This window comes from Hephaestia sp. MAHUQ-44, assembly GCF_023806085.1.
In the GTDB taxonomy this organism is placed as follows: Bacteria; Pseudomonadota; Alphaproteobacteria; order Sphingomonadales; family Sphingomonadaceae; genus Sphingomonas.
Genome location: NZ_JAMSLX010000003.1, coordinates 230233 through 256281 on the forward strand (window position 1 = coordinate 230233; position 26049 = coordinate 256281).

At 66.6% G+C, this 26049-nt stretch carries 24 protein-coding genes and 2 tRNA genes; 16 read left to right on the plus strand and 10 right to left on the minus strand.

Features of this window, described 5'->3' with window-relative positions:
- Positions 1 to 168 precede the first annotated feature (168 nt).
- The 5 genes from NFE57_RS05075 to lon all read right to left on the minus strand — a co-directional run bounded on the left by NFE57_RS05075 (position 169) and on the right by lon (position 4601).
- The gene (locus NFE57_RS05075; protein ID WP_252134476.1) at positions 169 to 1221 is read right to left on the minus strand and encodes a Glu/Leu/Phe/Val dehydrogenase family protein; all 1053 of its coding nucleotides are present in this window, start codon (positions 1219 to 1221) and stop codon (positions 169 to 171) included.
- A 137-nt stretch (positions 1222 to 1358) separates the two neighbouring features.
- Positions 1359 to 1435 (minus strand) — tRNA-His (locus tag NFE57_RS05080).
- A gap of 181 nt (positions 1436 to 1616) precedes the next feature.
- Positions 1617 to 1691, minus strand: a tRNA-Val gene (locus NFE57_RS05085).
- Between the two features lie 100 nt (positions 1692 to 1791).
- Positions 1792 to 2064 (minus strand): HU family DNA-binding protein, encoded by a 273-nt coding sequence (locus NFE57_RS05090; protein WP_252134477.1) that lies wholly within the window; start codon positions 2062 to 2064, stop codon positions 1792 to 1794.
- 143 nt (positions 2065 to 2207) lie between these two features.
- Positions 2208 to 4601 carry an endopeptidase La gene (lon, locus tag NFE57_RS05095; RefSeq protein WP_252134478.1) on the minus strand — a complete coding sequence of 798 codons (2394 nt, stop codon included), beginning with the start codon at positions 4599 to 4601 and terminating at the stop codon, positions 2208 to 2210.
- 139 nt (positions 4602 to 4740) lie between these two features.
- Here lon and NFE57_RS05100 point away from each other — a divergent pair, with 139 nt between their 5' ends.
- From NFE57_RS05100 to NFE57_RS05125, 6 genes are all read left to right on the plus strand, one after another.
- On the plus strand, positions 4741 to 6468 hold the full coding sequence (locus NFE57_RS05100; RefSeq protein WP_252134479.1) for a M1 family metallopeptidase: 1728 nt from the start codon (positions 4741 to 4743) through the stop codon (positions 6466 to 6468).
- Entirely contained in the window at positions 6468 to 8216 is a 1749-nt protein-coding gene (locus NFE57_RS05105; RefSeq protein ID WP_252134480.1) for a M1 family metallopeptidase, read from the plus strand. The genes NFE57_RS05100 and NFE57_RS05105 overlap by 1 nt, the downstream gene beginning before the upstream one ends.
- Before the next feature lie 2 nt (positions 8217 to 8218).
- Positions 8219 to 8818 carry a methyltransferase family protein gene (locus NFE57_RS05110; protein WP_252134481.1) on the plus strand — a complete coding sequence of 200 codons (600 nt, stop codon included), beginning with the start codon at positions 8219 to 8221 and terminating at the stop codon, positions 8816 to 8818.
- Between the two features lie 23 nt (positions 8819 to 8841).
- Positions 8842 to 10251, plus strand: a complete 1410-nt coding sequence (locus NFE57_RS05115; RefSeq protein WP_252134482.1) for a serine hydrolase domain-containing protein — start codon at positions 8842 to 8844, stop codon at positions 10249 to 10251.
- A gap of 12 nt (positions 10252 to 10263) precedes the next feature.
- Positions 10264 to 11649 carry a leucyl aminopeptidase family protein gene (locus tag NFE57_RS05120; RefSeq protein WP_252134483.1) on the plus strand — a complete coding sequence of 462 codons (1386 nt, stop codon included), beginning with the start codon at positions 10264 to 10266 and terminating at the stop codon, positions 11647 to 11649.
- Between the two features lie 77 nt (positions 11650 to 11726).
- The gene (locus NFE57_RS05125) at positions 11727 to 12401 is read left to right on the plus strand and encodes a CDP-alcohol phosphatidyltransferase family protein (RefSeq protein ID WP_252134484.1); all 675 of its coding nucleotides are present in this window, start codon (positions 11727 to 11729) and stop codon (positions 12399 to 12401) included.
- Positions 12402 to 12543: 142 nt separating this feature from the next.
- On the opposite strand, the gene tpiA is transcribed toward NFE57_RS05125, so the two are convergent.
- Positions 12544 to 13299: a triose-phosphate isomerase gene (tpiA, locus tag NFE57_RS05130; RefSeq protein ID WP_252134485.1), complete on the minus strand. Its 756-nt coding sequence runs from the start codon at positions 13297 to 13299 to the stop codon at positions 12544 to 12546.
- Between the two features lie 114 nt (positions 13300 to 13413).
- Here tpiA and NFE57_RS05135 point away from each other — a divergent pair, with 114 nt between their 5' ends.
- On the plus strand, positions 13414 to 15357 hold the full coding sequence (locus NFE57_RS05135; RefSeq protein ID WP_252134486.1) for a peptidylprolyl isomerase: 1944 nt from the start codon (positions 13414 to 13416) through the stop codon (positions 15355 to 15357).
- Between the two features lie 154 nt (positions 15358 to 15511).
- The gene (trpE, locus tag NFE57_RS05140) at positions 15512 to 17017 is read left to right on the plus strand and encodes an anthranilate synthase component I (RefSeq protein WP_252134487.1); all 1506 of its coding nucleotides are present in this window, start codon (positions 15512 to 15514) and stop codon (positions 17015 to 17017) included.
- 140 nt (positions 17018 to 17157) lie between these two features.
- Here trpE and NFE57_RS05145 read toward each other — a convergent pair whose 3' ends face one another.
- Positions 17158 to 17598 (minus strand): hypothetical protein, encoded by a 441-nt coding sequence (locus NFE57_RS05145; protein ID WP_252134488.1) that lies wholly within the window; start codon positions 17596 to 17598, stop codon positions 17158 to 17160.
- 169 nt (positions 17599 to 17767) lie between these two features.
- On the opposite strand from NFE57_RS05145, the gene NFE57_RS05150 reads away from it, so the two are divergent.
- Genes NFE57_RS05150 through moaC form a run of 4 tightly spaced genes read left to right on the plus strand, consistent with a single transcriptional unit; the run spans position 17768 to position 20614 of the window.
- The gene (locus NFE57_RS05150) at positions 17768 to 18370 is read left to right on the plus strand and encodes an anthranilate synthase component II (RefSeq protein WP_252134489.1); all 603 of its coding nucleotides are present in this window, start codon (positions 17768 to 17770) and stop codon (positions 18368 to 18370) included.
- Positions 18367 to 19362 carry an anthranilate phosphoribosyltransferase gene (gene trpD, locus NFE57_RS05155; RefSeq protein WP_252134490.1) on the plus strand — a complete coding sequence of 332 codons (996 nt, stop codon included), beginning with the start codon at positions 18367 to 18369 and terminating at the stop codon, positions 19360 to 19362. The genes NFE57_RS05150 and trpD overlap by 4 nt, the downstream gene beginning before the upstream one ends.
- On the plus strand, positions 19359 to 20144 hold the full coding sequence (trpC, locus tag NFE57_RS05160) for an indole-3-glycerol phosphate synthase TrpC (RefSeq protein ID WP_252134491.1): 786 nt from the start codon (positions 19359 to 19361) through the stop codon (positions 20142 to 20144). The genes trpD and trpC overlap by 4 nt, the downstream gene beginning before the upstream one ends.
- 2 nt (positions 20145 to 20146) lie before the next feature.
- Positions 20147 to 20614: a cyclic pyranopterin monophosphate synthase MoaC gene (gene moaC, locus NFE57_RS05165; RefSeq protein WP_252134492.1), complete on the plus strand. Its 468-nt coding sequence runs from the start codon at positions 20147 to 20149 to the stop codon at positions 20612 to 20614.
- Positions 20615 to 20626: 12 nt separating this feature from the next.
- Here the strand turns inward: moaC and NFE57_RS05170 are convergent, their stop codons facing one another.
- A complete protein-coding gene (locus NFE57_RS05170) occupies positions 20627 to 21103 on the minus strand; it encodes a hypothetical protein (protein ID WP_252134493.1) in 477 nt (158 codons plus the stop codon).
- Between the two features lie 106 nt (positions 21104 to 21209).
- On the opposite strand from NFE57_RS05170, the gene NFE57_RS05175 reads away from it, so the two are divergent.
- The 3 genes from NFE57_RS05175 to NFE57_RS05185 all read left to right on the plus strand — a co-directional run bounded on the left by NFE57_RS05175 (position 21210) and on the right by NFE57_RS05185 (position 23215).
- Entirely contained in the window at positions 21210 to 21542 is a 333-nt protein-coding gene (locus tag NFE57_RS05175) for a DUF6522 family protein (protein WP_252134494.1), read from the plus strand.
- The gene (locus NFE57_RS05180; RefSeq protein ID WP_252134495.1) at positions 21529 to 22224 is read left to right on the plus strand and encodes a Crp/Fnr family transcriptional regulator; all 696 of its coding nucleotides are present in this window, start codon (positions 21529 to 21531) and stop codon (positions 22222 to 22224) included. The genes NFE57_RS05175 and NFE57_RS05180 overlap by 14 nt, the downstream gene beginning before the upstream one ends.
- A gap of 178 nt (positions 22225 to 22402) precedes the next feature.
- Positions 22403 to 23215, plus strand: coding sequence for a sterol desaturase family protein (locus tag NFE57_RS05185; protein ID WP_252134496.1), 813 nt, complete (start codon positions 22403 to 22405; stop codon positions 23213 to 23215).
- Positions 23216 to 23282: 67 nt separating this feature from the next.
- Here the strand turns inward: NFE57_RS05185 and NFE57_RS05190 are convergent, their stop codons facing one another.
- Entirely contained in the window at positions 23283 to 23657 is a 375-nt protein-coding gene (locus NFE57_RS05190; RefSeq protein WP_252134497.1) for a GNAT family N-acetyltransferase, read from the minus strand.
- Positions 23654 to 24565, minus strand: coding sequence for a hypothetical protein (locus tag NFE57_RS05195; RefSeq protein WP_252134498.1), 912 nt, complete (start codon positions 24563 to 24565; stop codon positions 23654 to 23656). Before NFE57_RS05195 ends, NFE57_RS05190 begins: the two co-directional genes overlap by 4 nt.
- A gap of 257 nt (positions 24566 to 24822) precedes the next feature.
- Between NFE57_RS05195 and NFE57_RS05200 the strand changes: the two genes are divergently transcribed.
- Entirely contained in the window at positions 24823 to 26022 is a 1200-nt protein-coding gene (locus NFE57_RS05200; protein ID WP_252134499.1) for a molybdopterin molybdotransferase MoeA, read from the plus strand.
- The last annotated feature ends 27 nt before the right edge of the window (positions 26023 to 26049 follow it).

Here is a 26049-nt window from a genome sequence, read left to right on the forward strand (position 1 = left end):
GCTCGTTAGGGGATCGCCGCGCCCGAATCCAGCCGCGACTCGCGCGCACGCCTCTTCGCGCCACGCCATCGCCGGTCGTTTATCCGATCCAGGCCGCCCGCGCGCGCCGCTTTCAGCGCTCTGCCCCGCCATCGGGTCCGGTCGGGGGCGGCCGGGTGGACAAAATGTCTACCCCCGCCCGATCAGCCGCTCGGCGATATGATCGGCCACCTCGGCTGCGGAACGCCCGGTGCGGGCGCTTTCGTCCCACACGTCGGCCAGCCGCGCGGGGATAGCGTCGATCCGCGCCATCACCGCGGCCTCGTCGCCCGCCCCCAGATATTCGAGCCCGACGTTGATCACGCCGCCCGCGTTGATGACATAATCGGGCGCATAGAGGATACCGCGTTCGAACAGCCGGTCGCCATCGGCGGCGGTCGCGAGCTGATTGTTGGCCGCGCCCGCGACGACCTTCGCCCGGATCCGCGGAATCACCGCCTCGGTCAGCACCGCGCCCAGCGCATTGGGGCTGACGATATCGGCCTCGATGGTCAGCACCGTGTCGGCATCGGCGGTATCGGCACCAAGCTCGGCCGCCAGCGCCGCCGCCCGGTCGGCATCGACATCGGCCAGCGTCAGCCGCGCGCCGTCTTGTGCGAGCAACCGCGCAAGCCCGCCGCCGACATTGCCCACGCCCTGGATCGCGACATGGACGCCCTTCATGTCGGTGGCGCCCAGCGCGCGCCGGGCTGCCGCGCGCACGCCCAGATAGATGCCGCGCGCGGTATAGGGCGCCGGGTTGCCGCCCGCGGCGCCCTCAGCCACCGGCAGCCCCGAGACATAACGCGTCACCCCGCCGATCACCTTCATCCGCGCTTCGGACATGCCGACATCCTCGGCGGTCACATACCGCCCGCCGAGCGATTCGACCGCGCGCCCGAACGCCTGCAATTGCGCATCGCTGATCGTGTCGCCCGGCCGCTCGGCCAGCACCACGCCCTTGCCGCCGCCCAGCGCGAGCCCCGCCATCGCGTTCTTGAGGCTCATGCCGCGCGACAGCCGCAGCGCGTCGGTGATCGCATCATCCGAATCGGCATAATGCCAGAACCGCACCCCGCCCATCGCCGGGCCCAGCGTCGTCGAGTGGATCGCGATGATCGCGCGCAGCCCGGTGGCGGTATCGGTGAACAAATGGACGCCTTCATGCGCGTCGAAATCGTGGAAGCCCCAGCCGCTGGTCATGGCCATCCTTCAATGGGGCCTTCGATCGGGCGGCACCGGCCGCTCCCCTGATCGACCGCCCTCGAACAACCGCTGCACGGGCGTCGGGTGGGGAGCAGGCCGCACCGCGTTCAGCGATGCCGGCCCTGAACAAGAAATGGGGCGACCGACGGGACTTGAACCCGCAACTTCCGGCATCACAAGCCGGCGCTCTGACCAATTGAACTACGGTCGCCGTGAACGCGAGGCCCCTAGCGGCGACACCGCCCCAAGGTCAAGCGCCGCGCACCGCCTGCGCGTCGATCGTCTCCCCTGTAAGGGGAGACGGCCGCCGGCAGGAGGGGCATCCGCCGCTATTTGTCCCTCAACAAAGAAGGGCCGGCACGCGCGATACGCGGCCGACCCTTCTTCAAAACTGGTGGGCGCGGCTGGGATTGAACCAGCGACCCCTGCGGTGTGAACACAGTGCTCTACCACTGAGCTACGCGCCCGAAACGACGAAGCGGCGGATTGCGCCGCCGCTTCGCGTTCGCAGCCCTTTAGCAGGCGATCGGCACATGTCCAGACCGCACGCCAAGGGAATGCCGGTCTTTAGTTGACCGCGTCCTTGAGGCCCTTGCCCGCCTTGAACTTGGGCTGGGTCGATGCCTTGATCGTCATCGGCTCGCCGGTCCGCGGATTGCGGCCCGTCGATGCCTTGCGCTTCGAGACCGAGAAGGTGCCGAAGCCGACCAGGCGAACTTCGTCGCCCTTCTTGAGCGCGCCCGAAATCGATTCGAACACAGCCTCAACCGCCTTGCTGGCGTCGCCTTTGCTGAGACCCGACGCGTCGGCGACGGCGCCGATCAGTTCTTGCTTGTTCATCCCTTGGGAACCCCCGTTTGATTGGTCAAAAAAGGAATCGCGGCCTGAGCCGGTCGCGCAGTAAGGCCATTGAACCAGCCCGAGTCAAAGGGAAATCAACGGAATCCGGGGCAAGTCGCCCCATTTTTCGGTGATTATGCTCCTCAATGGTGCATTTCGCCGCTGATGCCCGGCGTCCCAACCGGCGGCTGGGCCGCAAGTTCGTCCGCATCGGTCCAATCGATCGCCTCGATCGGCGCGGTCAGAGCGAGTCGCAGCACCTCGTCGACATGCCCGACGGGGATGATCTTGAGCCCGTCCTTGATGTTCTGCGGCAGCTCGACGAGATCCTTTTCGTTCTCCTCGGGGATCAGCACGGTCTCGATGCCGCCGCGCAGCGCTGCGAGCAGCTTCTCCTTGAGCCCGCCGATCGGCAGCACCCGCCCGCGCAGCGTGACCTCGCCGGTCATCGCCACCTCGCGCCGCACCGGAATCCCGGTCAGCGTCGAGACGATCGAGGTCACGATCCCGATCCCCGCCGACGGCCCGTCCTTGGGCACCGCGCCCTCGGGCAGATGGATATGGACATCCTTGCGGTTGAACAGGCTCGGCTTGATGCCATAACTCGGGCTGCGCGCCTTGATGAAGCTGAACGCGGCCTCGACCGATTCCTTCATCACATCGCCCAGCTTGCCGGTGGTCTTGGCCTGCCCCTTGCCGGGCACCGTCACGCTTTCGATCGTCAGCAATTCACCGCCGACCTCGGTCCAGGCGAGCCCGGTCACCGCGCCGATCTGGTTCTCTTCCTCGGACAGCCCATAGCGATATTTGCGCACCCCCGCGAATTCGGAAAGGTTCTCGGGCGTGATCGTCACGCTCGTTTCCTTGCCTTCGAGGATCTTGCGCAGCACCTTGCGCGCCAGCTTGGCGATCTCGCGCTCGAGCGTGCGCACCCCGGCCTCGCGGGTGTAATATTGGATCAGCGCGCGCAGCCCCTCGGTGGTGAGCGTGAACTCGCCGTCCTTCAGCCCATGCGCCTCGATCTGCTTGGCGAGCAGATGGCGCTCGGCGATCTCGACCTTCTCGTCCTCGGTATAGCCTTCAAGCCGGATGATCTCCATCCGGTCGAGCAGCGGCTGCGGCAGGTTCAATGTGTTCGCGGTGGTCACGAACATCACGTCCGACAGATCGATGTCGATCTCGAGATAATGGTCGCTGAACTTGTTGTTCTGTTCGGGGTCGAGCACCTCGAGCAGCGCCGACGCCGGATCGCCGCGGAAATCCTGGCCGAGCTTGTCGATCTCGTCGAGCAGGAACAGCGGGTTCGACGCCCCCGCCTTGCGCAGATTGGTGACGATCTTGCCCGGCAGCGAGCCGATATAGGTCCGGCGATGGCCGCGAATCTCGGCCTCGTCGCGCACGCCCCCCAGTGACTGGCGGATGAACTCGCGCCCGGTCGCCTTGGCGATGCTCTTGCCCAGGCTGGTCTTGCCCACGCCCGGCGGGCCGACGAGGCACAGGATCGGGCCCTTCAATTTGTTGGTCCGCGCCTGCACCGCCAGATATTCGACGATCCGGTCCTTGACCTTCTCGAGCGCATAATGGTCCTCGTCGAGCACCGCCTGCGCCGTCGCGATATCCTTCTTGAGCTTCGATTTCTTGCCCCAGGGCAGCCCGAGCAGCACGTCGAGATAATTGCGCACGACGGTGGCCTCGGCCGACATCGGCGCCATCGTCTTCAATTTCTTCAATTCGGCGGTCGCCTTGGCGCGCGCTTCCTTGGAGAGCTTGAGCTTGGCGATCTTGCCGGTGAGTTCGGCGATCTCGTCGCCTTCTTCCTCGCCCTCATTGCCCAGCTCGCGCTGGATCGCCTTCAACTGCTCGTTGAGATAATATTCGCGCTGGGTCTTCTCCATCTGGCGCTTGACGCGGCCCTTGATCTTCTTTTCGACCTGCAGGACGCCGAGTTCGCCCTCCATGAAGGCATAGGCCATCTCCAGCCGCTTGGCCGGGTCGCGCTCGACCAGCAGCGTCTGCTTGTCGCTGACCTTGATCGAGATATTGCCCGCCACCGCATCGGCCAGCCGCGACGCATCCTCGATCTCGCTCAGTTGCACCGCTGTCTCGGCGGGCAGCTTGCGGTTCAATTTGGCGTAATTCTCGAACTGATCGACCACCGAACGCATCAGCGCCGATATTTCGGCGCCCTCGCTCGGCACGTCCTCGATCAACGCGACGGTCGCGGTCAAATGCGCGCCAGTTGCCTCGATCGCCTCGAGCGAGCCGCGCTGCTTGCCCTCGACAAGCACGCGCACGGTGCCGTCGGGCAGCTTGAGCAACTGGAGCACGGTCGCGCTGACGCCGATATCGAACAGATCGTCGCGATCGGGATCGTCTTCGGCCGGATCGAGCTGCGCGACGAGGAAAATCTCCTTGTCGGCCTCCATTGCCGCCTCAAGCGCCGCGACCGATTTGTCGCGGCCGACGAACAGCGGCACGATCATGTTCGGAAACACGACGATGTCGCGCAGCGGCAGAACGGGGAAACGCTGGGTCATGAATACTCCAATGGCGCCCGAACCCGGGGCGCCTTCCGGGCCTTATATGGGAAGCACCCTGCCGCCATCAATCACCTGCTCGACTCCGCGCGCGCAGCAGCGCAATAGATAAAGCAAACACGCAATTCGGGGGGATAAAATGTTCGCACGCCTCGCGGCCGCCGCCTCACTCGCCGCGCTCGTCGCCGCCGCGCCGCCACCGGCGCTCGAAAAGGGCCAGCCGCCCATCACCGCCCACACCTCGTCCTCTGGTGCGGCGCTTGCCCCCGAACAGCAGGCCGTGCGCTTCGACACCGCCGACCTCGCGTTCGAAATCTTCCCCGAGCGCGAAGCGATCGCCGGTGTCGCGACGCTGCATTTCACCGCCAAACGCCCTGTTTCGCGGCTGGTGATCGATCTTGATCGCAACCTGCCGGTCTCGGCGGTGGCGATCGACGGCAAAACGCTGGCCAAGGGCGCGTGGTCGAACCCCGAAGGCCGCATGACGATCACGCTGGGCAAGACCGTCCCCGCCGGGCGCACGGTTGCAGCGACGATTACCTATGGTGGCACCCCCCATGTCGCGGTCCGCGCGCCGTGGGATGGTGGCTTCGTTTGGGCGAAGACCCCCGACGGCCGGCCCTGGGTCGCAACCGCGGTGCAGATGGAAGGCTGCGACCTGTTCTGGCCGTGCATCGATTACCCCACCTATGAACCCGGCCGGATCGATCTCCACATCACCGTGCCCGCGGGGCTGTCCGCGCCCTCGAACGGCGTTTTCAAAGGCAAGCAGACGCTTCCCGACGGCCGCACCACCTGGCACTGGAGCGTCGTCCAGCCGACGCTCTACGGCATCGCGCTCAATGTCGGGCCGTATGAGGAGATATCTGGCACCTACAAGAGCCGTTTCGGCAATTCGATTCCGATGTTCTACTGGCATCTGCCGGGCGAGAAAGCGCAAGCATCCGCCTTGTTCGCCGAGTTCTCGAAAACGCTCGATTTCTTCGAAAGCGTGATCGGCCCCTACCCCTTCGGCGACCAGAAGCTCGGCGTGGTCGAAACGCCGCACAAGGGCATGGAGCATATGACGATCAACGCTTATGGCAACGAATACGCCAAGACGCCGTTTGGCTTCGACAATCTGTTCCAGCACGAATTCGCCCATGAATGGTTCGCGAACCAGCTCACGGCAGCGAACTGGGACGATTTCTGGCTCCACGAAGGCTTCGCGGCCTATATGCAGCCGCTCTACGGCGAGTGGCTCGACGGCGACTGGTCCTATAATGTGATGCTCGCGCAATCCCGGCTCGGGATCGCCGCGCAATCGCCGGTCGTCCGTGGTATCCCGCAAACGGCCGAAGACGTTTATGAAAAAGACCCCGGTCGCGGCGGCGACATCTACACCAAAGGGGCATGGACGCTCCACACGCTGCGCAACCTGATCGGCGACAAGGCCTTTTTCGACGCGGTACGGCTGCTGGTATACGACCGCACCGACCCGAAACCGGGCAATTACACGCAGACCTTCCGCACGACTCCCGATTTCATCCGCATCGTCAACCAGGTGACCGGCAAGGATTATCGGTGGTTGTTCGACGTCTATATCTATGACGCCGCACTCCCCCGGCTGGTCCAGACGCGCACCGGCGACAGCGTGACCTTCACCTGGCAGACGCCCGAGGACAAGCCGTTTCCGATGCCGCTCGAGGTGCGCGTCGGCGATCGGATCGAGACGCTGGCGATGCGCGATGGCACCGGCACGCTCGCCGTGCCGGCGTCGGTTCATATCGTCGCCGATCCGCGCGCGAAAATTCTCAGGCAATCCGATACCGTCGATGCCTTCCGGGCGTGGCGGCAAGCCCAGACCGACAAGCGAAAGGCCGATTGATGCGCCCGATCCCGACAATCCTCGCGGCGGTCTCGCTCGCCGCGCTCGTCGCCGCAGCGCCGGCGCAGAAGCTGCCCGAGAAGGGCGAGCCGCCGATCAGCGCGCAGACCGAAAAGTCCGGCGGGGAGCGCCCCGCGGCGCAGCACGCGATGCGCTTCGACCACGCCGATCTGGCGATCGAGGTATTCCCCGAGACGCGCACGCTGACGGGCGTCGCCACGCTCAGCTTCACCGCCACCGCACCACTCACCACGCTGGTGATCGATCTCGACACCAATCTCGGGCCGCAGCGGATTGCGATCGACGGCAAGCCGCTGCTCCGAAAATCATGGTCCAACCCCGACGGCCAGCTCACGATCACCCTGCCCAAACCGATCGCCACCGGCGGCAAGGTGACCGCGCAGATCGCTTATGGCGGCACCCCGCACGTCGCGGTGCGCGCGCCATGGGACGACGGCCTCGTCTGGTCCCAGACCGCCGATGGCCGCCCGTGGATCGCGAGCACCTCCGAAGGCTATGGCTGCGACCTGCTGTGGCCGTGCCTCGATTTCCCGAAGGGCGAACCCGCCCGCGTCGATCTCCATATCACCGTGCCCAAGGGGCTGAAGGCGCCCGCCAACGGCGTGCTCAAGGGCGTCGAGACGCATCCCGATGGCCGCACGACCTGGAACTGGAGCGCACGCAGCCCCAATCCGTACAGCGTCGCGCTCAACATCGGCCCGTATGAGGAGATTTCGGGCACCTACAAGAGCCGCTACGGCAACACGATCCCGATGTTCTATTGGTATCTGCCCGGCGAGGAAGCGCAGGCGAAGGAGCTGTTCGCCGAATTCGCCCCGACGCTCGATTTCTACGAAAGCGTGGTCGGCCCCTATCCGTTCGCCGACGAAAAGGTCGGCGTGGTGGAAACCCCGCACAAGGGCATGGAGCACCAGACGATCAACGCGTACGGCAACGAATATGCCAAGGCGCCCGAGGGGTTCGACTGGCTGTTCCAGCACGAATTCGGCCACGAATGGTTCGGCAACCAGCTTACCGCGGCGAACTGGGACGATTACTGGCTGCACGAGGGCTATGAAAGCTACATGCAGCCTTTCTACGGCCGCTGGCGCGAGGGCGAGGCGCGCTACGCCGCGATGATGCTCCAGCAACGCAACATGATCCAGAACCAGGCCCCGATCGTCTCGGGCACGCTGCGCACCGAGGAGGAAGTCTACGAAGCCGACAAGGGCGGCCCCGGCCAGGACATCTATTACAAGGGGTCGTGGATGCTCCACACGCTGCGCAACCTGATCGGCGATCAGGCCTTCAAGCAGGTGACGCAGCGCGCGGTCTATGGCCGTGCCGATCCCAAACCGGGCAATTTCGCCCCGCGTTTCGGCTCGACGGACGAATATCTCGGTTTCGTCAAACAGGTGACGGGCAAGGACTATGGCTGGTTCTTCAACGTCTATCTGCGTCAGGCGGCCCTGCCCAAGCTGCTCCAGACGCGCGACGCCGACACGCTGACGCTGGTCTGGCAGGCCCCCGCCAACCTGCCCTTCCCGATGCCGGTCGAGGTGCAGGTCGACGGCAAGGTCACCAAATTGCCGATGACCACGGGCAGCGGCACGCTGCCGGTGCCCGCCGATGCGCATGTCGTCGTCGATCCGTGGGATCGCATCCTCAAGCAATCCGACGCGATCGACGCCTATCAGGCCTATATCAAGGCGCAGAACGACAAGCGCGCCGCCGCGAAGGCCGACTGACAATGGTGTCGCAGATCGGGTTCTCCCAAACCGGGCTGCCTGCTTTTGCGGCACTGGCGCTCGGCGAACTCGCGTTCGTCATCGCGCTCGTCACCGTCCGGCTGCGACGCGGCGCCGAGCGCGGCGCACGCCAATTCTCGCTGCGATCCACGGCGGGCATTGCCGGGCAGGCGGCAGCGTTCGCGATCCTCGCCGTCGACGTAAAGTCCCCCACGCTCGATCCGCTCGGCGCCCCGGCGCTGGTTCAGGCCGCCGCCGTCGCGCTGCTGATGGCGGCGGCGGTCGGGCTGTTCGTCTGGGCGACGCGCACGATGGGCCGCAACTGGAGCATCGTCGCGCGCACGCGGGAGGATCACCAACTCGTCACCTCGGGGCCGTTCGCTTATGTCCGCCATCCGATCTATGCGGCGCTGGCGCTGATGCTGCTGGCATTTGCAATCGGCCTGGCGCGCTGGCCCGCGCTGCTCGTCGCGTTGCCGCTCTATGCGCTCGCCACCGGGCAGCGCGTCGTGATCGAGGAACGCCTGCTCCGCACGATGTTCGGCGCCGGCTACGATACCTATGCCGGGCGCGTGAAACGTTTCGTTCCGGGTCTTTTCTGACGCTTTACCGATCGGGGAATAGCATGAAGCCGCTTCGCTTTACCGTCGCCACGCTCGTGTTGTTCGCGTCGGCCCCCGCGCTCGCACAGGCGCTGACGGCCGCGGAAACGCAAGCGATCGACACGCTCGTCACCAATACGCTCGCCCAAACCGGCGTCCCCTCCGCCTCGGTTGCGGTCGTGCGCGACGGCAAACTGGTGTTCGCGAAGGCATGGGGCAAGCAATCGCCCGACATCGCACCGGCGCGCGCCGACGTGCCGTATCAGATCGCCTCGGTCTCGAAGCAATTCACCGCCGCCGCGCTGCTGCTGCTCGAGGATCAGGGCAAGCTCACCCTCGACGATCCCGTCGCCAGATACATCCCCGGCATCACGCAAGGCGATCAGATCACGCTGCGCCAACTGCTCAGCCACACCTCGGGGCTTCAGGATTACTGGCCGCAGGATTACAGCTTCGCGGCGATGGAGCATCCGGTGACGCCGCAGCAGATCGTCGACCGCTGGGCCAAGAAGCCGCTCGATTTCCCGCCCGGCACGCAGTGGCAATATTCGAACACCGGCTATGTCGTCGCGGGGATGGTCGTCGAGAAAGTGGCAGGGATGACGCTGCTCGATTTCCTGAAGCAGAACATCTTCACCAAGCTCGATATGCACCCGATCAATCAGGATCTCGCCATCGGCAAGGGCTATCCGATCGGCTATCATCGCTACGCGCTCGGCCCGCTGCGCCCCGAAAAGCCCGCCGCCGCCGGCTGGCTCTACGCCGCGGGCGAACTCGCGATGACCGCCAGCGATCTCGCCAAATGGAACATCGCGCGCATCAACCGCAGCCTGCTGTCGCCCGACGATTGGCAGGCGCAGGAAACCCCGGTTCGGCTCAGCGACGGCAAGGATACCGGCTACGGCCTCGGGGTGAGCATCGGCGAAAAGAACGGCCATCTTTATATCGAGCATAGCGGCGAGGCGGTCGGCTTTCTGTCGGAAAACATCGTCTTTCCCAAGGACAAGGCCGCGGTCACGGTGTTCGTGAACAGCGATTTCTCGAACGCCTTCGCCACGATCGCGCAAGGGATCGTCGCCACTGCTTTCCCCGCGATCGCCGCCGCCGCGCCCGCCGCCGATGAAACCGCGAAAACCGCGCAGGCACGCGCGATCTACGATCAACTCGTCCACGGCAGCCTCGATCGCGCGGCGCTGACCGAAAACGCCAATTACTATTTCACGCCGCAAGCGCTCGCCGACTACAAGACCAGCCTCGCCGCGCTGGGGGAGCCCATCGCCTTCGCGCCGCGCGGCGGCCCCAAATTACGCGGCGGCTTCGTCTATCGCGGCTATCTCGTCACCTATCGCGACCGCAAAGTGTCGGTCAGCACCTATGCCGAACCCGGCGAAAACGGGCGATACGAGCAATTCCTCGTCGCCCCCATAAGTTAGAGTCCCGATACGATGACCGATTTCACTACCCTCCTCCAGCCCGACAAGGGCCAGCCCGCCCGCACGCTCCACATCGTCCATCCTGACGATTGGGCCGATTGGCTCGGCCAGCAGCCGCCGCGGGTTCGCGCGATCGCCGCCGCCAACCGTCTCACCGGCAAGCCCGGCAATGCCGCGATCCTGCCCGGCGACGCGCCCGAGGATTGGGCGGCGCTGCTGGTCTGCAACGAAGCGACGCATTCGCCGTGGCGGATCGCGTCGCGCGCACGCGCGCTGCCCGAGGGCACCTACCGCCTCGCCGAGGGCGATCCCGGCCCCGCCGCGCTCGGCTGGCTGCTCGCGCAGCACCGTTTCACGCGCTATCGCAAGCCAGAGGGTGACACCGGCCCGCGCGTCCTGCTCACCCCCAATCCCGCCGCGATTGCCGACGCGATCCGGCTTGCCGAGGCGACCGCGCTGGTGCGCGATCTGGTCGATACCCCCGCCGCCGATCTCGGCCCGGCCGAGATCGAGGCCGCGATCGTCCAGCTCGCCAAGGCGCATGGCGCCACCGTCACCGCGACGCATGGCGACGCGCTGGTCAAGGGCTATCCGATGATCCACGCGGTCGGAAAGGCCGCCGCCCGGGGCCGCGAGCCGCGCCTCGTCGAGCTCGAATGGGGGCCGCCCGATGCCCCGCGCGTCGCGATCGTCGGCAAGGGCGTGGTGTTCGATTCGGGCGGGCTCGATATCAAGCCGGCCGCCGGGATGAAGCTGATGAAGAAGGACATGGGCGGCGCCGCGCACGCGATCGCGCTCGCCGGGCTCATCATGGCGAACCATCTCAAGATCCGCCTCCACCTCGTCATCCCCACGGTCGAGAATGCGATCGCGGGCAACGCCTTCCGCCCCGGCGACGTGCTCGCGTCGCGCAAGGGCCTGACGGTCGAAAACACCAATACCGACGCCGAAGGCCGGCTGATCCTCGGCGATGCGCTCGCCAAGGCAGGCGAGTCGGCGCCCGAGCTGATCCTCGATTTCGCGACCCTCACCGGCGCGGCGCGGGTTGCGCTCGGCCCCGATCTGCCCGCGACCTTCGTCAATGACGACGCGCTCGCGGCCGATCTGATCGCGGCGGGCACCTCGGTCCACGATGCGCTGTGGCGGATGCCGCTGTGGGACGGCTATGACGAGATGCTCAAATCGGACATCGCCGACATGGTCAACGCCCCCGAAGGCGGGATGGCCGGCGCGGTCACGGCGGCGCTGTTCCTGCGCCGCTTCGTCCCCGACGGCACCTTATGGGCGCATCTCGATACCTTCGCGTGGCGCCCCGCGGCCAGGCCCGGCCGCCCCAAAGGCGGTGATGCCTATGGCCTGCGCGCGACGTGGGAATTGCTCAGGCGGCGCTACGGCTGAGCCTGGCCGCCCGCGCGCGGCGATACGTCATCCGGTGGGGGGATTGCGCGCCTGTCCCGGCAGGCCGATAAGGCCGCATGACTCCTCCCCCAGAAAATCAGGCGCTCGCACGCATTCAACAGAATGTTCTGGCGCGGTCGGAACGCCGTCTGCTCACCTGGCTGTGCGCGCACCTGCCGGCCTGGGTGACCCCCGACAAGCTGACCTCGATCGGCATGGTGGGCGCGGTCGCCATCTTCCTCGGCTATGCGCTCAGCACCTTCGCGCCCGAATGGCTGTTCCTCGCGCTCGGCGGTTATGTCGTCCAGTGGCTCGGCGATTCGCTCGACGGCAGCCTCGCGCGCTTCCGCCATATCGAGCGCCCTTCCTACGGCTATTTCATCGATCATAGCTGCGATGGCCTTGCGGTGCTGCTGATCCTCGCGGGCATGGGCCTCAGCCCCTTCGTGACGATGGACATCGCGCTGATCGCGCTCGCGGGCTATCTCCTGCTCTCGATCCACGCCTTCCTCTCGGCGCGGGTGATGGGCGAACTCAAACTCTCCTATCTCGCCGCCGGCCCCACCGAGTTGCGCGTGCTGCTCATCACCCTCACGATCGTGATGTACGTCCAGGGCAAGGCTGCCGGCGTGCTCGGCGATTATTCGGGCTACGACCTCTTGATCGGCGGCGTCGGCACGGTGCTGATCGGGCTGTTCGTCTACCAGACCATTTCCACCGGCCGCCACCTCGCCAACCTCGACCGCCGCTGAGGCCACCCACGCCCCTCATCCGGCGCAACTGTCACCCGTCCCCCGTTTCGTCACCCCAGCGAAGGCTGGGGTCTATCTCTCCAGCACGGCAGCCTGTTCGCTTGCGGATGCGGATGGAGTCATGGCGTCGGGCGCGCCCTCGTTACCCCGCGCCACACCCCGCCGCTGCCTCGATGATCGGCACGAATTTCGCCGCCGTCAGGCTCGCGCCGCCGACCAGCGCGCCATCGACATCGGGCGCCGACAGGATCGCCCCGGCGTTCGCCCCCGTCACCGATCCGCCATAGAGGATGCGGATGCCCTGTGCCTCGTCGCCCACCAATTGCCTGAGCTTGGCGCGCGCGATCGCGTGGATCGAGGAGATTTCGTCGAGCGTCGGCGTGCGCCCCGTCCCGATCGCCCAGCGCGGTTCATAGGCCAGCGTGAACCAGCGCGCCGCCGCGTCATCGGGCACCGATTTCTCGATCTGCGCCTGCACCACGCGCTCGGCGCGGCCGGCGTCGCGCTCGGCCTCGGTCTCGCCGCAGCACAGGATGACGTTCAGCCCGTGACGGTGCGCGGCCGCGGCCTTGCCCCACGCGTCCTGGCTGGTCTCGTTCTGGTCGCCGCGACGTTCGCTATGGCCGACAATCACCACGCGCGCGCCGGCTTCGGCCAGCATCGGTGCGGCGACGCAGCCGGTATGCGCGCCCCAATCGGCATCGTGGCAATCCTGCGCGCCGATCGGCAGCCCCGGCGCCACCCGCGCCGCCGCCTCGATCAGCGTGAACGGCACGCACATCGCGACATCGACCCCGTCGTGCTGTGCCGCCGCCGCCGCGATTCGTTCGATCTCGGGCAGGTCCGCGCGCAGCCCGTTCATCTTCCAGTTCGCTGCCACAAATTTACGCCGCGTCATTCATTACCCTCCCATTTGCGACGGCTCTAACAAGGCGGGCCACGCACGCAAGCTTGAAGCGCGCCTGCTCCCCCCGTAAAGCGGCCCTTTCGCTTCTCCAACGATCGGTCACGCATGCTCGGCATCATCCGCAAAATCACCGGCTCCAAGATCGGCCTCGTGATCACGTTCATCGTGCTGGGCGTGATCGCGATCGCCTTTGCGGCGGGTGATATGATGGGGATCACCCCCAGCTCCAGCGGGATCGCCCCCACCACGGTTGCCACCGTGGGCGGCACCAGTATCGACGAAACCGCGCTGCGCGACGGGGTGCAGCAGGATCTGCAGAATTATCGCCAGCAGCAGCCGCAGCTCGATATCACCACCTTCGTTGCCGGCGGCGGGATCGAGGGCGCGCTCTCGCGGCTGATCGACGGCGTGGCGTTCAGCCAATTCGCCGAAGATCAGGGGATGCGCGTGAGCAAGCGCCTCGTCGACGGCCAGATCGCGAGCATCCCCGCGCTGCAGGGCCCCGACGGCAAGTTCAGCCTCGAAATCTACAAGAACGTGCTCGCGCAGCAGCGGCTGACCGACGCGGCGCTGCGCGCGGATATGACGCGCGAGATCATCACCCGTCAGTTGATCGTGCCCACGGTCGGCGCCACGCAGGTGCCGATGCAGGTCGCCCTGCCCTATGCCGCGCTGCTGCTCGAAAAGCGGCAGGGTCATGTCGGCTTCGTCCCCACCAGCGCGGCGCCCGCCGGCAAGGCGCCCACCGATGCCGAGATCGCAACCTTCTACGGCCATGAAAGCGCGCGCTACACCGTGCCCGAACGCCGGGTGATGCATTATGCCATCGTCACGTCCGATCGCGTCGCCGATGCCGCCAAGCCGACCGATGCCGACATCAGCAAGGCCTATGAGGAGCACAAAGACCGCTTCGCCGCGAAGGAAACGCGCACGCTGAAGCAGGTCATCGTCGCCGATCGCGCCGCTGCCGATGCGCTCGCCAAAAGCGTTACGGCGGGCACCGCGATCGACGCCGCCGCGCGCGCAGCGGGGCTCGAAGCCTCGACGATCGCCGATGTCCAGAAACAGGATTATGCCAAACAGGCCTCGGCGGCGGCCGCAGACGCCGCCTTCGCCGCGGCACAGGGGGCGGTGGTCGGCCCCGTCCAGACCCCGTTCGGTTTCGCGATCGCGCGCGTCGAAAAGGTGACCAGGGTTCCCGGCCAGACGCTCGCCGAGGCACGCGCCACGCTCACCAGCGAAGTCGCCGCCGCCAAATTGCAGGAGGCGATGGCCGATCTGCGCGATTCGATCGACGAGTCGATCGTCGACGGCAGCACCTTCGCCGAGATCGCAGCGGACAAGAAACTCACCGCGCAAACCACGGCACCGCTGACCACCACCGGCGTCAACCCGCTCGATCCCGCCAGCACGCCCAACCCGGCGCTGGCACAGGTCGTCGCCGCGGGCTTCGACGCGCAGGAAGGCGATGCCCCGCAACTCGTCGCGGTGGGTCAGGACGGCAGCTTCGCACTCGTCACGCTCGACCGCGTCGTCGCCGCCGCCCCGCGCCCGCTGGCCGAGATTCGCGACCGCGTCGTCGCCGATTTCCAGGCCGATCGCGCGCGGACCGCCGTGCGCGGGATCGCAGCGGCGATCGTCGCCAAGGTCAACAAGGGCGAAAGCCTCGCCAAGGCGCTGGGTGAAGCCGGGGTCAAACTGCCCGCGCCCGAGCCGCTCAACGCGACGCGCGCGCAGTTGCTTCAGAACCGCAACGGCGCCCCGCCGCCGCTCGCGCTGATGTTCGCGATGGCCGAAAAGAACGCGAAGCAGCTCGAAGCGCCCGGCGGTCAGGGCTTCTACATCGTCGTGCTCGACAAGATCGAACGCGTCGATCCCAAGGGGCATAACGACGTCATCTCCGCCGCACGCGCCGATCTGTCGCGTCAGGTCGGCGCCGAATATGCCGAGCAATTCGCCGAGGCGGTCCGCCGCCACGTCGGCGTCCAGCGCAACGCCAAGGCGATCGCCGACGTCCGCGCCGCGCTGACCGGCGAGGACGTCCAGTAACCGGGCGCCAGCCCTTCACCCGATCCGTTCGCCCTGAGCTTGTCGAAGGGCCGTTCTTCTTGTCCGACGAAGGAAAAGCAGTGTTTCGACACGCTCAGCACGAACGGGGAATGAATGATCACGCTCGAACGGGCCGTGACATGAGCCCGCGGCCATGATCGACGGCACCGCCGCTGCCAGCGTTGCGCTTGCCGCCGGCCGCCCCGCGCTGGTCTGGCAGCGCACGATCGAGGATCGCCAGACCCCGGTCGCGGCGGCGCTCAAGCTGATCGAGCCGGGGCGCGGCGATTTCCTGCTCGAATCAGTCGAAGGCGGCGCGGTGCGTGGCCGCTACAGCCTCTTGGGGCTCGCCCCCGATCTGGTGTTCCGCGCCGCCGGCAACCAGGCCGCGATCAACCCGCGCTGGCTCTCCGATCGCGACGCTTTCGCGCCCTGCGCCGAGCCGACGCTCGATGCGTTGCGCGCGCTCGTCGCCGCGTGTCGGATGGACGTTCCCGCCGCATTGCCGCCCGCGCTGGCGTGCCTCGTCGGGTATTTCGGCTACGAAACCTTCGGGCTGGTCGAGGATCTGCCGCGTCCTGCCGCCGATCCGCTCGGCCTGCCCGACATGATGTTCGTGCGCCCGACGGTGATCCTGATCTTCGACCGGCTGAGCGACGCGCTGTTCACCGTCGCGCCCGTCTGGCCCGAAGCGGGGCGCGACGCGGACGCGCTGATCGCCGCCGCGCGCGATCGGATCGAGGCTGCGCAGCACCGCCTCGCCGCCACCGCGCTGCCGCCACCCGCGCGCGCCGAGGCGATAGCGGTCGATCTCGCGCCGCAGCTTCCCCCCGGTCGCTATGCCGAGATGGTCGCCGCCGCGCAGGACTATATCGTCGCCGGCGACATCTTTCAGGTCGTGCTCGCGCAGCGCTTCACCGTCCCTTTCACGCTGCCGCCGTTCGAGCTGTACCGCGCGCTGCGCCGCGTGAACCCCTCGCCGTTCCTCTATCACCTCGATCTGCCCGGCTTCGCGCTGACGGGATCGAGCCCCGAGATTCTGGTGCGCGTGCGCGACGGCGAGATCACGATCCGCCCGATCGCAGGCACCCGCCCCAGAGGGAAAACCGCCCATGAGGACGAGGCCAACCGTATCAGCCTGCTCGCCGATCCCAAGGAACGCGCCGAACATCTGATGCTGCTCGATCTCGGCCGCAACGATGTCGGCCGCGTGGCGGAAGCGGGCAGCGTGCGCGTCACCGACAGCTATGGCATCGAATTTTACAGCCACGTCATGCACATCGTCTCGAACGTCGTCGGGCGGCTCGATCCGGCGAAGGATGCGCTCGACGCGCTGTTCGCCGGCTTCCCCGCGGGCACCGTCTCGGGCGCGCCCAAGGTCCGCGCGTGCCAGATCATCGCCGAGCTCGAACCCGAGGTACGCGGCGCCTATGCCGGCGGCGTCGGCTATTTCTCGCCCGACGGGTCGATGGATTCGTGCATCGTGCTCAGAACCGCGATCGTGAAGGACGGCGTGATGCACGTTCAGGCAGGCGCGGGGATCGTCGCCGATAGCGACCCGGCCTATGAGCAACGCGAATGCCAGGCCAAGGCCGGCGCACTCCTCGCCGCTGCCCGCGAAGCGATCGCCAGGGCCGGCGAACCCGGCTTCGGGCAATAACGCCCGCACACGCTGCGGGTACTACCCACCATTCGCCCTGAGCTTGTCGAAGGGCCGTTCTTCTTCTCTGTGCCGAAAGAAAGAACGGTGCTTGGGCAAGCTCAGCCCGAACCGAAAGCGGCGCGCAACCAGCCCGCCCTTTAAGGAATCGATTCCTGCGCCCGCGCCCGTTCGCGCTTCTCGGCCGCCGCCGCGCGGCCTGCCTGCATGAAGCACCCGGTCTGCCCGCCGCTGCCAACCGGCGAACAGGTATCGGGCAGCCCGCCCGCGGTACGACTCACCTCGTCGACCACCTGCGCCTTGTTGACCCAGCTGTTCTTGGCCGGGGTGTAATGCGTCTCGCGCAATTCCTGCGGAATGCGGAATTGCTCGTTGGCATCGAGATGGCTGCACACCACCACTTCGCCTTCCTCGGCCTTGGGGCAAGCCTCATTGCCATAGACGGTGACGTTGCGGATTTTCTCGGGCGGCGTGCCTTGCTGGCCGTCGCCGGTCGGCGTCGCCTGCGGCGTTTCCTGCACCATCGCGAGCGCGGGCGCCGGGGCGGCGATCAACGCAATCAGCGCAAGCGAACCGAACATGGCAAACTCCTGACATCCCCAATATCCACCCGGCGTGATGACGTCGGGCTGAACAAGCCACATCTGGTGCGCCTTCACGGCCAAACCAAGGCATCGCGGCACAAAAAGCACGCGCCGTGCAAACCGGCCTGTGGTTGCGCTCGTCTGCGCATCGGCTATGGCGACGCGCATGATCCTGGTCGTCGACAATTACGACAGCTTCACCTGGAACCTGGTCCATTATCTGATGGAACTGGGTGTCGAGGTCCGCGTCGAACGCAACGATGCGCTCTCCGCCGCGCAGGCGCTTGCCACCGGCGCGCAGGCCTTCCTGATTTCGCCCGGCCCGTGCACCCCCAGCCAGGCGGGCATCTCGCTCGATCTGGTCGCGGCGTGCGCCGAGGCGCAGCGGCCGTTGCTCGGCGTGTGCCTCGGCCATCAGGCGATCGGCCAGTATTTCGGCGGCAAGGTGGTGCGCGGCGGGCTGATGCACGGCAAGACCTCGCCCGTCAGCCATGACGGCACCGGGGTGTTCGCCGGCCTCCCCTCACCCTTCACCGCGACTCGCTACCATTCGCTGATCGTCGAGGACGTGCCCGCGGCGCTGCTTGCCAATGCCACCGCCGCCGACGCCTCGGTAATGGGGCTGCGCCACGCGACGCTGCCGATCCACGGTGTCCAGTTCCACCCCGAGAGCATCGCCACCGAGCACGGCCACGCGCTGCTCGCCAATTTCCTGAATATCGCGGGCATCGCGCACACTCCTCTCCCTGCCGCGGGTGAAGGCAATTGACCGGCGTCGTCGCGCTTCCCGATCCCGCCGCCCCGCTTCCCCGCGACGTCGCCGCGCAGGCGTTCGCCGACATCCTCGATGCGCGCGCCAGTGAAGACGACATCGCCAACTTCCTGATTCGCTTGAGCCAGCGCGGCGAGACCAGCACCGAAATCGCCGAGGCCGCGCGCGCGATGCGCGAACGCCTGCTGCCGATCGACGCGCCCGCCGGTGCGATCGACGTTTGCGGCACTGGCGGCGACGGCCACCACACGCTCAACGTCTCGACCGCGGTCAGCCTCGTCGTCGCCGCCTGTGGCGTCCCCGTCGCCAAACACGGCAACCGCGCCGCCTCGTCCAAGGCCGGCGCCGCCGATACGCTCGAGGCACTGGGGCTCGACATGGAACGCGCCGGCACGCTGGCCGAAGCGACGCTCGCCGATCTCGGGATCGCCTTCCTGTTCGCCGCCAACCACCATCCGGCGATGAAACGGATCACCCCGATCCGCCGCCAGATCGGCCGCCGCACGATCTTCAATCTGATGGGCCCGCTTGCCAATCCCGCGCACGTCACGCGCCAGTTGATCGGCATCGCGCGTCCCGATTACGCCCCCCTCTATGCCGATGCGCTCGAACAGCTCGGCACCGAAGCCGCGCTCGTCGTCTCGGGCGAGGAAGGGCTCGACGAAGTCTCGGGCGCCGGCCCCACGGTCGCGGTCGCGGTCGGCAGCCTTGCGATGCCCGCGCTCATCACCCCCGACGATGCCGGGCTGCCGCGTCATCCGATCGCCGCGATCCGTGGCGGCGATCCGGCGTATAACGCGCTCGCGCTGCGCCGCCTGCTCACCGGCGAACGCGGCGCCTATCGCGATGCGGTGCTGCTCAACGCGGCGGCCGCGCTCGTCGTCGCCGGGCAAGCCGCGACGCTCGTAGATGCCGTCCCCCTTGCCGCCGCGGCGCTCGACAGCGGCAGCGCCAACTCCCTCCTCGATGCCTGGATTGCCTATTCATGAGCACGATGCTCGACAAAATCCTTGAAACCAAGCGTGCCGAGGTCGCCACCAGAATGGCAACGATTCCGGTCGCCGAGCTGAGCGCGCGCGCCGCGGCGCAAACGCCGCCGCGCGGTTTTCGTGCCGCGCTCGATGCGCGTCGCCGGACCGGCCATGCACTGATCGCAGAGATCAAAAAAGCAAGCCCGTCCAAGGGGCTAATCCGCGCTGATTTTAACCCTCCGGCTCATGCCATCGCCTACGAACAGGGCGGCGCCGCCTGCCTCTCGGTGCTCACCGACGAGCGCTGGTTTCAGGGCCATGAATCGTTCCTGATCGCCGCGCGCGCGGCCTGCGCACTGCCCGTGCTGCGCAAGGACTTCATGGTCGATCCGTGGCAGGTGCTCGAATCGCGCGCGATCGGCGCCGATGCGATCCTCATCATCGTCGCCGCGCTCGACGACGGGCAGATGGCCGAAATCGAGGCCGCCGCGATCGAGTGCGGAATGGATGTGCTGGTCGAGGTTCACGACGCCGACGAACTCGATCGCGCGGTCAAGCTCACGTCGCGCCTGATCGGCGTGAACAACCGCAATCTCAAAACCTTCGATGTCGATCTTGATCGCACGGTCGAGCTTGCGCACCGGGCGCCCGCCGACGCGACCCTGGTCAGCGAAAGCGGCCTCTCGACCCGCGCCGATCTCGATGCGCTCGCCGGTCGCGGCATCAACTGCTTCCTGATCGGCGAGTCGCTGATGCGCCAGCCCGATATCGCCGCCGCCACGAAAGCGCTGGTCGGCTGACGATGCCCCGCCTCACCCATCTCGACGCCAGCGGCGCCGCGCAAATGGTCGACGTCTCGGCCAAGCCGGTCACCGCGCGCGAGGCGATCGCGACCGGCCGCATCATGATGACCCCCGCGGCCGCGGCCGCGATTCGCGACGGCACCGCCAAAAAGGGCGACGTGCTCGCGGTCGCGCGCGTGGCCGGCATCATGGCCGCCAAGCGCACCAGCGACTTGATCCCGCTGTGCCATCCGCTCCCGCTGACGCGTGTGTCGCTCGAGCTCACGGTCGAGGCCAATGCCGTCACCGCCACCGCCACCTGCGCCACCGACGCCAAGACCGGCGTCGAAATGGAAGCGTTGACAGCGGCTTCGGTCGCGCTGCTTACAATTTACGATATGGTCAAGGCGCTCGACAAGGCGATGACGATCGAGGGCATTCGCCTCGTCAGCAAGACCGGCGGCAGGTCGGGTGACGTCCGCGCCTGAACGCCCCCGCGCTCAAAAAATCGACCAGCCATGGCTCCCCGCCACCGCGCCGAACACGGTGATGAGCCCCAGCGTCAGCAGCACGACATGCGCCCGGTGGAGCCGCGTAAAGGCGGTCTCGGGGTCTTGCGCCACCCAGCGCGGAAGGCGGCGATGCAGGATCAGCGGCTCGCCGATGAACAGCACGAACGCGAAGATCGCCCACACGCACACCATCGCGTGCATCCACCAGAAATCCAGGCTGCGGAAGCGATCCCACAGATCGAGCCTGGCCACCATATAGAGCCCGGTGGCGCCCACCAGCAGCACGGCGGACCGCGCCTGCCACACGAAGCGATGCTCGATCGCATGAAACGCGCGCAGCCGATCGCTGCCGAAATCGCCGCGACGCACGCCGGGGATCGCCACGCTGGTCGCCATCGCGACCCCGCCGATCCAGACGACAACCGCCAGCACGTGGAGCGCGCGGGCAAGCGCAAGGTCATCCATGATACGAGCCTCCTTCAAAAGGGACGCCCGTGTCTCTACGCTCTTCGCACCGATCAACGTTGCGCTGGCGCAAATGCGTGAGTGCGAGGGGGTTTATGCTGGCGCCATGACGCGGATCAGATTCGACGACGGGGGAATCGAGGTCGACGCGGCGATCATCGCCGAGGGGCTGCGGATCGCCCCCGAGCACGTCCCCGCCGAAATGCAGGCGGGGCAGATCACGGCACGCTGCGAGCGCGGGATCGACGAGCACGCCGGCACCCACCGGCTGAGCTTCTTTCGCGGCAACCGGCGCTTCCGCGTGACGGTGGACGACGCCGGCAACGTCCTCCGCCGCTCGACGCTCACTACCGCCGATCCCCCGGCGGATACAGTCGCACCGCCGCCGCCTTCATCACGCCCGATCGGCCAGCAAGGATCGCCGTATGAGCCTGCATGACCCCGATCACGCCGCCGCGATCGCCGCGCTCGACCTGTTCGACGGCCTGCCCGCGACGGCCCTCGCCGAGGTCTGCGCGCGGGCCCATATCCGCGCGCTCGCGCACGGCGCACGGACGTTCGATCAGGGCGAACCGGTCGAGCGCGCGCATGTGCTGCTGTCGGGGGCAGTCCGCATCGCGCAGGCAGGCAGCGACGGCGGCGAGGTCGTGCTGCGCTTCATCGGCCCCGGCGAGATTTTCGGCAGCGTCGCGATCTTCACCGATCGGCGCTATCCCGCCGATGGCATCGCGATGACCGAGTCGGTCGAGGTAAGCTGGGATCACGCCGTCTGGCACGGCCTGATCGAGCGTCATCCGCGGATCGCGCTCAACCTGATCGGCATCGTCGGCCACCGGCTTGCCGAATTGCAGGATCGGGTACGCGAAATGGCGACCCAGCGCACCGATCGCCGCATCGCCAACACCCTCCTGCGCCTCGCGCGTCAGGCCGGGCGGCCCACCCGGAACGGCACCGAAATCGGCTTCCCCCTGCGCCGCAAGGACATCGCCGACATCGCGGGGACGACGCTCTACACCGTCAGCCGAACGCTCAACGCCTGGGAACGCGACGGTCTGATCGCGGGCCGGCGCCGATTGACCCTGATCTCCATGGCGGGAATCGAGCAGATCGCGGCGGGGTAAAACCACGCGAGAAGCGCGCCGACGCGGCATAAAGGGCCAAAGCGAAAAGGCGCCGTGTTGGTGGAACGCTGCCCTCCCGCACCGCCCCGCTCGAACCGAGGACAAAAAGGCCAGGACGACATCGTCAATATTTACAGGATCTTAGTTGTCTCTGGATCATGCTCTCTGCATGGATTTGATGGCAGAGATCACGCACTCCGTGCGATACAGCTACATTGGCTGGTTCGCTGTTTTTCTGATCCTGACTCTTTTTGAAATGTTGAACCCGCTTGAGGATCAACCGCTCAAAAAGCGTGTCAATGGCGCCATTTTTTGGGCAATCTTCATACCACTGACCGCTGCATTTCTCGCCCTCTGGGCCAATTTGCGAGATACATTCGGGGTATCGCCTCTCATCGCGTTGCCCAATCCCGCCAACATCTATTGGGCAGGCCCGCTGGCAGGGGTGGTTGCGGGGCTTGTTGGCGCCATCGTCAACGATTTCTTCTTCTACTGGTTTCATCGGCTCCAGCACCGCTGGCTATGGCGGTGGCATACCGTTCACCACTCCATTCGTGATTTGAACGCGGTCAATTCCTATCACCACCCCAGTGAAGCGTTCATCGCGCTAATATTTTATACGATTCCAGCTAGCCTCATTGCGACAAATGCGGGGTCGGCGTTGCCATTCGTGGTTTTTGGCCTCTGGCTGCACATCGTATGGATACATTCGCCGACCAAAGCCAATTTCGGCATCCTCCGCATTGCTTTGGTCGACAATCGCTTTCACCGGATTCATCACTCTCTTGACGAAAGGCATTTCGACAAGAACTTTGGCGCATTTACCACGCTGTGGGATCGCCTCTTTGGCACCGCCTATTTCCCAACGCGCGATGAATGGCCCGATGTCGGCCTCGCTGAAATCGCTGAACCACATGGGATAGCGGAATGGGTCGAGTTTCCTGTCAAATATTCCCGACAGAGCGATCTCGGAACAGGCCAAAAAATCTAGGCGCCCACGCGCCACAGCTCATACGAAACCCCTGACGACCGTTGCGCCTGTCGGGGCATGGATCTGTTCAGGTCAACGCCTTACCAAAGACATGCGAGATTTCATGGAAGGCGTGTCGCTCGAAAAAGGCATGGGCGCGACGATTGTCCTTGCCGCTTTCGAGGAAGATCCACTGCATGCCTCGATGGCGCGCCTCCCGTTCGATTTCGGCGACCATTTGCGCGCCCAGCCCCGAGGAGCGCTGGGCCGGTTCGATCGTGAGGTCGGCGAGCGTCGCGAAGCGGACACGGCGGCCGACGGTCCATTCCACGATCGCGGCGCCCACCAGCCCGCCATCGGGCGCGCGCGCCACGAGCAGGCTGGAATCGTCGTCCAGCGCGCGCAAATCCTCGACGAAACGCGCGTCCAGGTCGTGATGCCAATCGGCCCCGTCGTCGCTCAACCCGCCCTGGATTTCACCATGGCTGATATATCGAGCGTCGCCGCCGATGGTTCGGGCGAAGAAATGCGCAACCGCGTCGGCGGTGGCGGCGGTGCGATCCCAAACGAGAACAGCGCGCGCATCACCGGGCCCCGCAATGCCGGCGCCTCGGTCGCTTTTTCCCTGGTCTTGCTCAGCCATTTCCCGATCTCCGTACATTGCATATGACCCGCCACGGCATCGTAAAAGGCCTCTCTGCGAAGACGGTCCCGATCCTCCTCATCCGCGTCGTTGGCCGGCGCGCTCCCCAGATGACCGGCAAAAATCGCGGTGCCAAGGTCGAAAATGTCGCGGACATCTTCGGTATAATTGGTGCGGAAATCCGACCACATCTCACGGAAATACCAATCGTCGAGCGTGTCGTAAAACCACGCGACCCAACTTGCGAACACCTGATGCTCGATGATCCCCTGGCGACGGAACCGCGCGCAAATCTCGAACAGGTTGAGCGTCTGGAAATAGAGATTGTAGGCGACCTTGGCGTCCGGCATCTCGGCCAGCCGCGCGCGTTCGGCGGGCTCGACATCGACGGTGCGATAGGGCCGAAGCTGCGCATCCTTCTCCGCTTCATATTTGAACACCTCGCTCGAGGCGATCTCGAGGTTGAGATAGGCGGTGGATTTTTCGACTCGCGCCGCATCTTGCCGCGTGCCGCGGTTGAACCAGAAAGCGACGAGGAACGCGGCCAACGCAATCGACGCGGTAACGATCGAGATCAGATCGGGGGTGGTGAGCGGCTTCAGATCGAAGCCCGGCCCGTGCGCGATGATCAGCCAGCGAATCACCGCCACCGCCACCGCAACGCACAGTGCCGTGATCGTCAGCCGCACCGCCGAAAACAGCCATCGCCAGAATAATGTGTCCTGCATTGCTCCCCCCCTTTGCGAATCGAACATGAAGGCTATTGGCCACGCCCGCAAATCAAACCGCGGTCACCGACGCTGGTTCGCTCCGCGCAGTGCCCCTTTCCTACAACCCCGCCTTCGTGCCATGATGTTCCTGCTTTGACCTCATGCTCCCCCTTCCCCATCCGCCGCGTCGGCGGCGCCGTTGTCGGCCGCCCCCCGCGTCGACCGCGCGCTACCCCCTCCAGCGTGTCAACTTTGTCAACTTTGCAGCGCCGATCGTGACCGATTCCGCCCCGCTTCTCCCCATCGACGCGGCGCAGGCGCGGCTGTTCGCGCTGGCGCCCCCGATCGCGACCGAACACGTCGCGCTCCGCGACGCCGCGGGCCGTTGGGCCGCCGAATCGGTCCACGCCCGCCGTACCCAGCCCGCCGCCGATCTGTCGGCGATGGATGGCTATGCGCTGCGCTTCGCCGATCTGCCGGGGCCGTTCCGCCTGATCGGCGAAAGCGCCGCCGGACATCCCTTTGCGGGCCAGGTCGGCGCGGGCGAGACGGTGCGGATCTCGACCGGCGCCGCGCTGCCCGGCGGCAGCGATACCGTCCTCGTGCAGGAGGAGGCCCGGCGCGAGGGCGACGCGATCCATCTCGACGGCGACGGCCCGGCCTTTTGCGGCCGCAACGTCCGCGTGCGCGGGCTCGATTTCAACACCGGCGACCTGCTGTTCGCGGCCGGCGCGCGGATCACCCCCGCCCGGCTCGCGCTGGCGGCCACCGCCGGCCTCGCGACGCTCCCCGTCCGCCGCCCGATCCGCGTCGCGACGCTCGCGACCGGCGATGAACTGGTGCCCCCCGGCACCCCCGTCACCGGGTCTCAACTCCCCGAATCGAATGCGCTGATGCTCGCCGCACTGTTCGCCGGCCTGCCGATCGACCTCGCCGGATTGGGCATCGTCCCCGACAATCTCGATGCGCTCACCCGCGCCTTCGCGTCATGTTCCACCACCGCCGATCTGATCGTCACCACCGGCGGCGCATCGGTCGGCGATCACGATCTCATCCGCCCCGCGCTGATCGCCGCCGGCGGCAGCGTCGATTACTGGCGGATCGCGCTGCGTCCGGGCAAGCCGATGCTCGCGGGGCGGCTGGGCGATGCGGTGGTGCTCGCGCTCCCCGGCAACCCGGTCTCCGCCTTCGTCACCGCCTTGCTGTTCGTGCGGCCGATGATCGCGGCGCTGGCGGGTGCCGCCGATCCGTTGCCCGTCACCGCCGCCGCGATCCTCGGCGACGATCTGCCCGCCAACGGCGACCGCACCGATTATCTGCGTGCCGAGCAGCGCGAGGGCCGCGTCCATACCGCGACGATCCAGGACAGCTCGATGCTCGCCACGCTCGCCCGTGCGAATTGCCTGGTCGTGCGCGCCCCCCACGCCCCCCCGGCCCAGGCCGGCGACATGGTGCAAATCCTGCCGCTTGCTTGACAGTGACGCGAACAATACATAAACGTT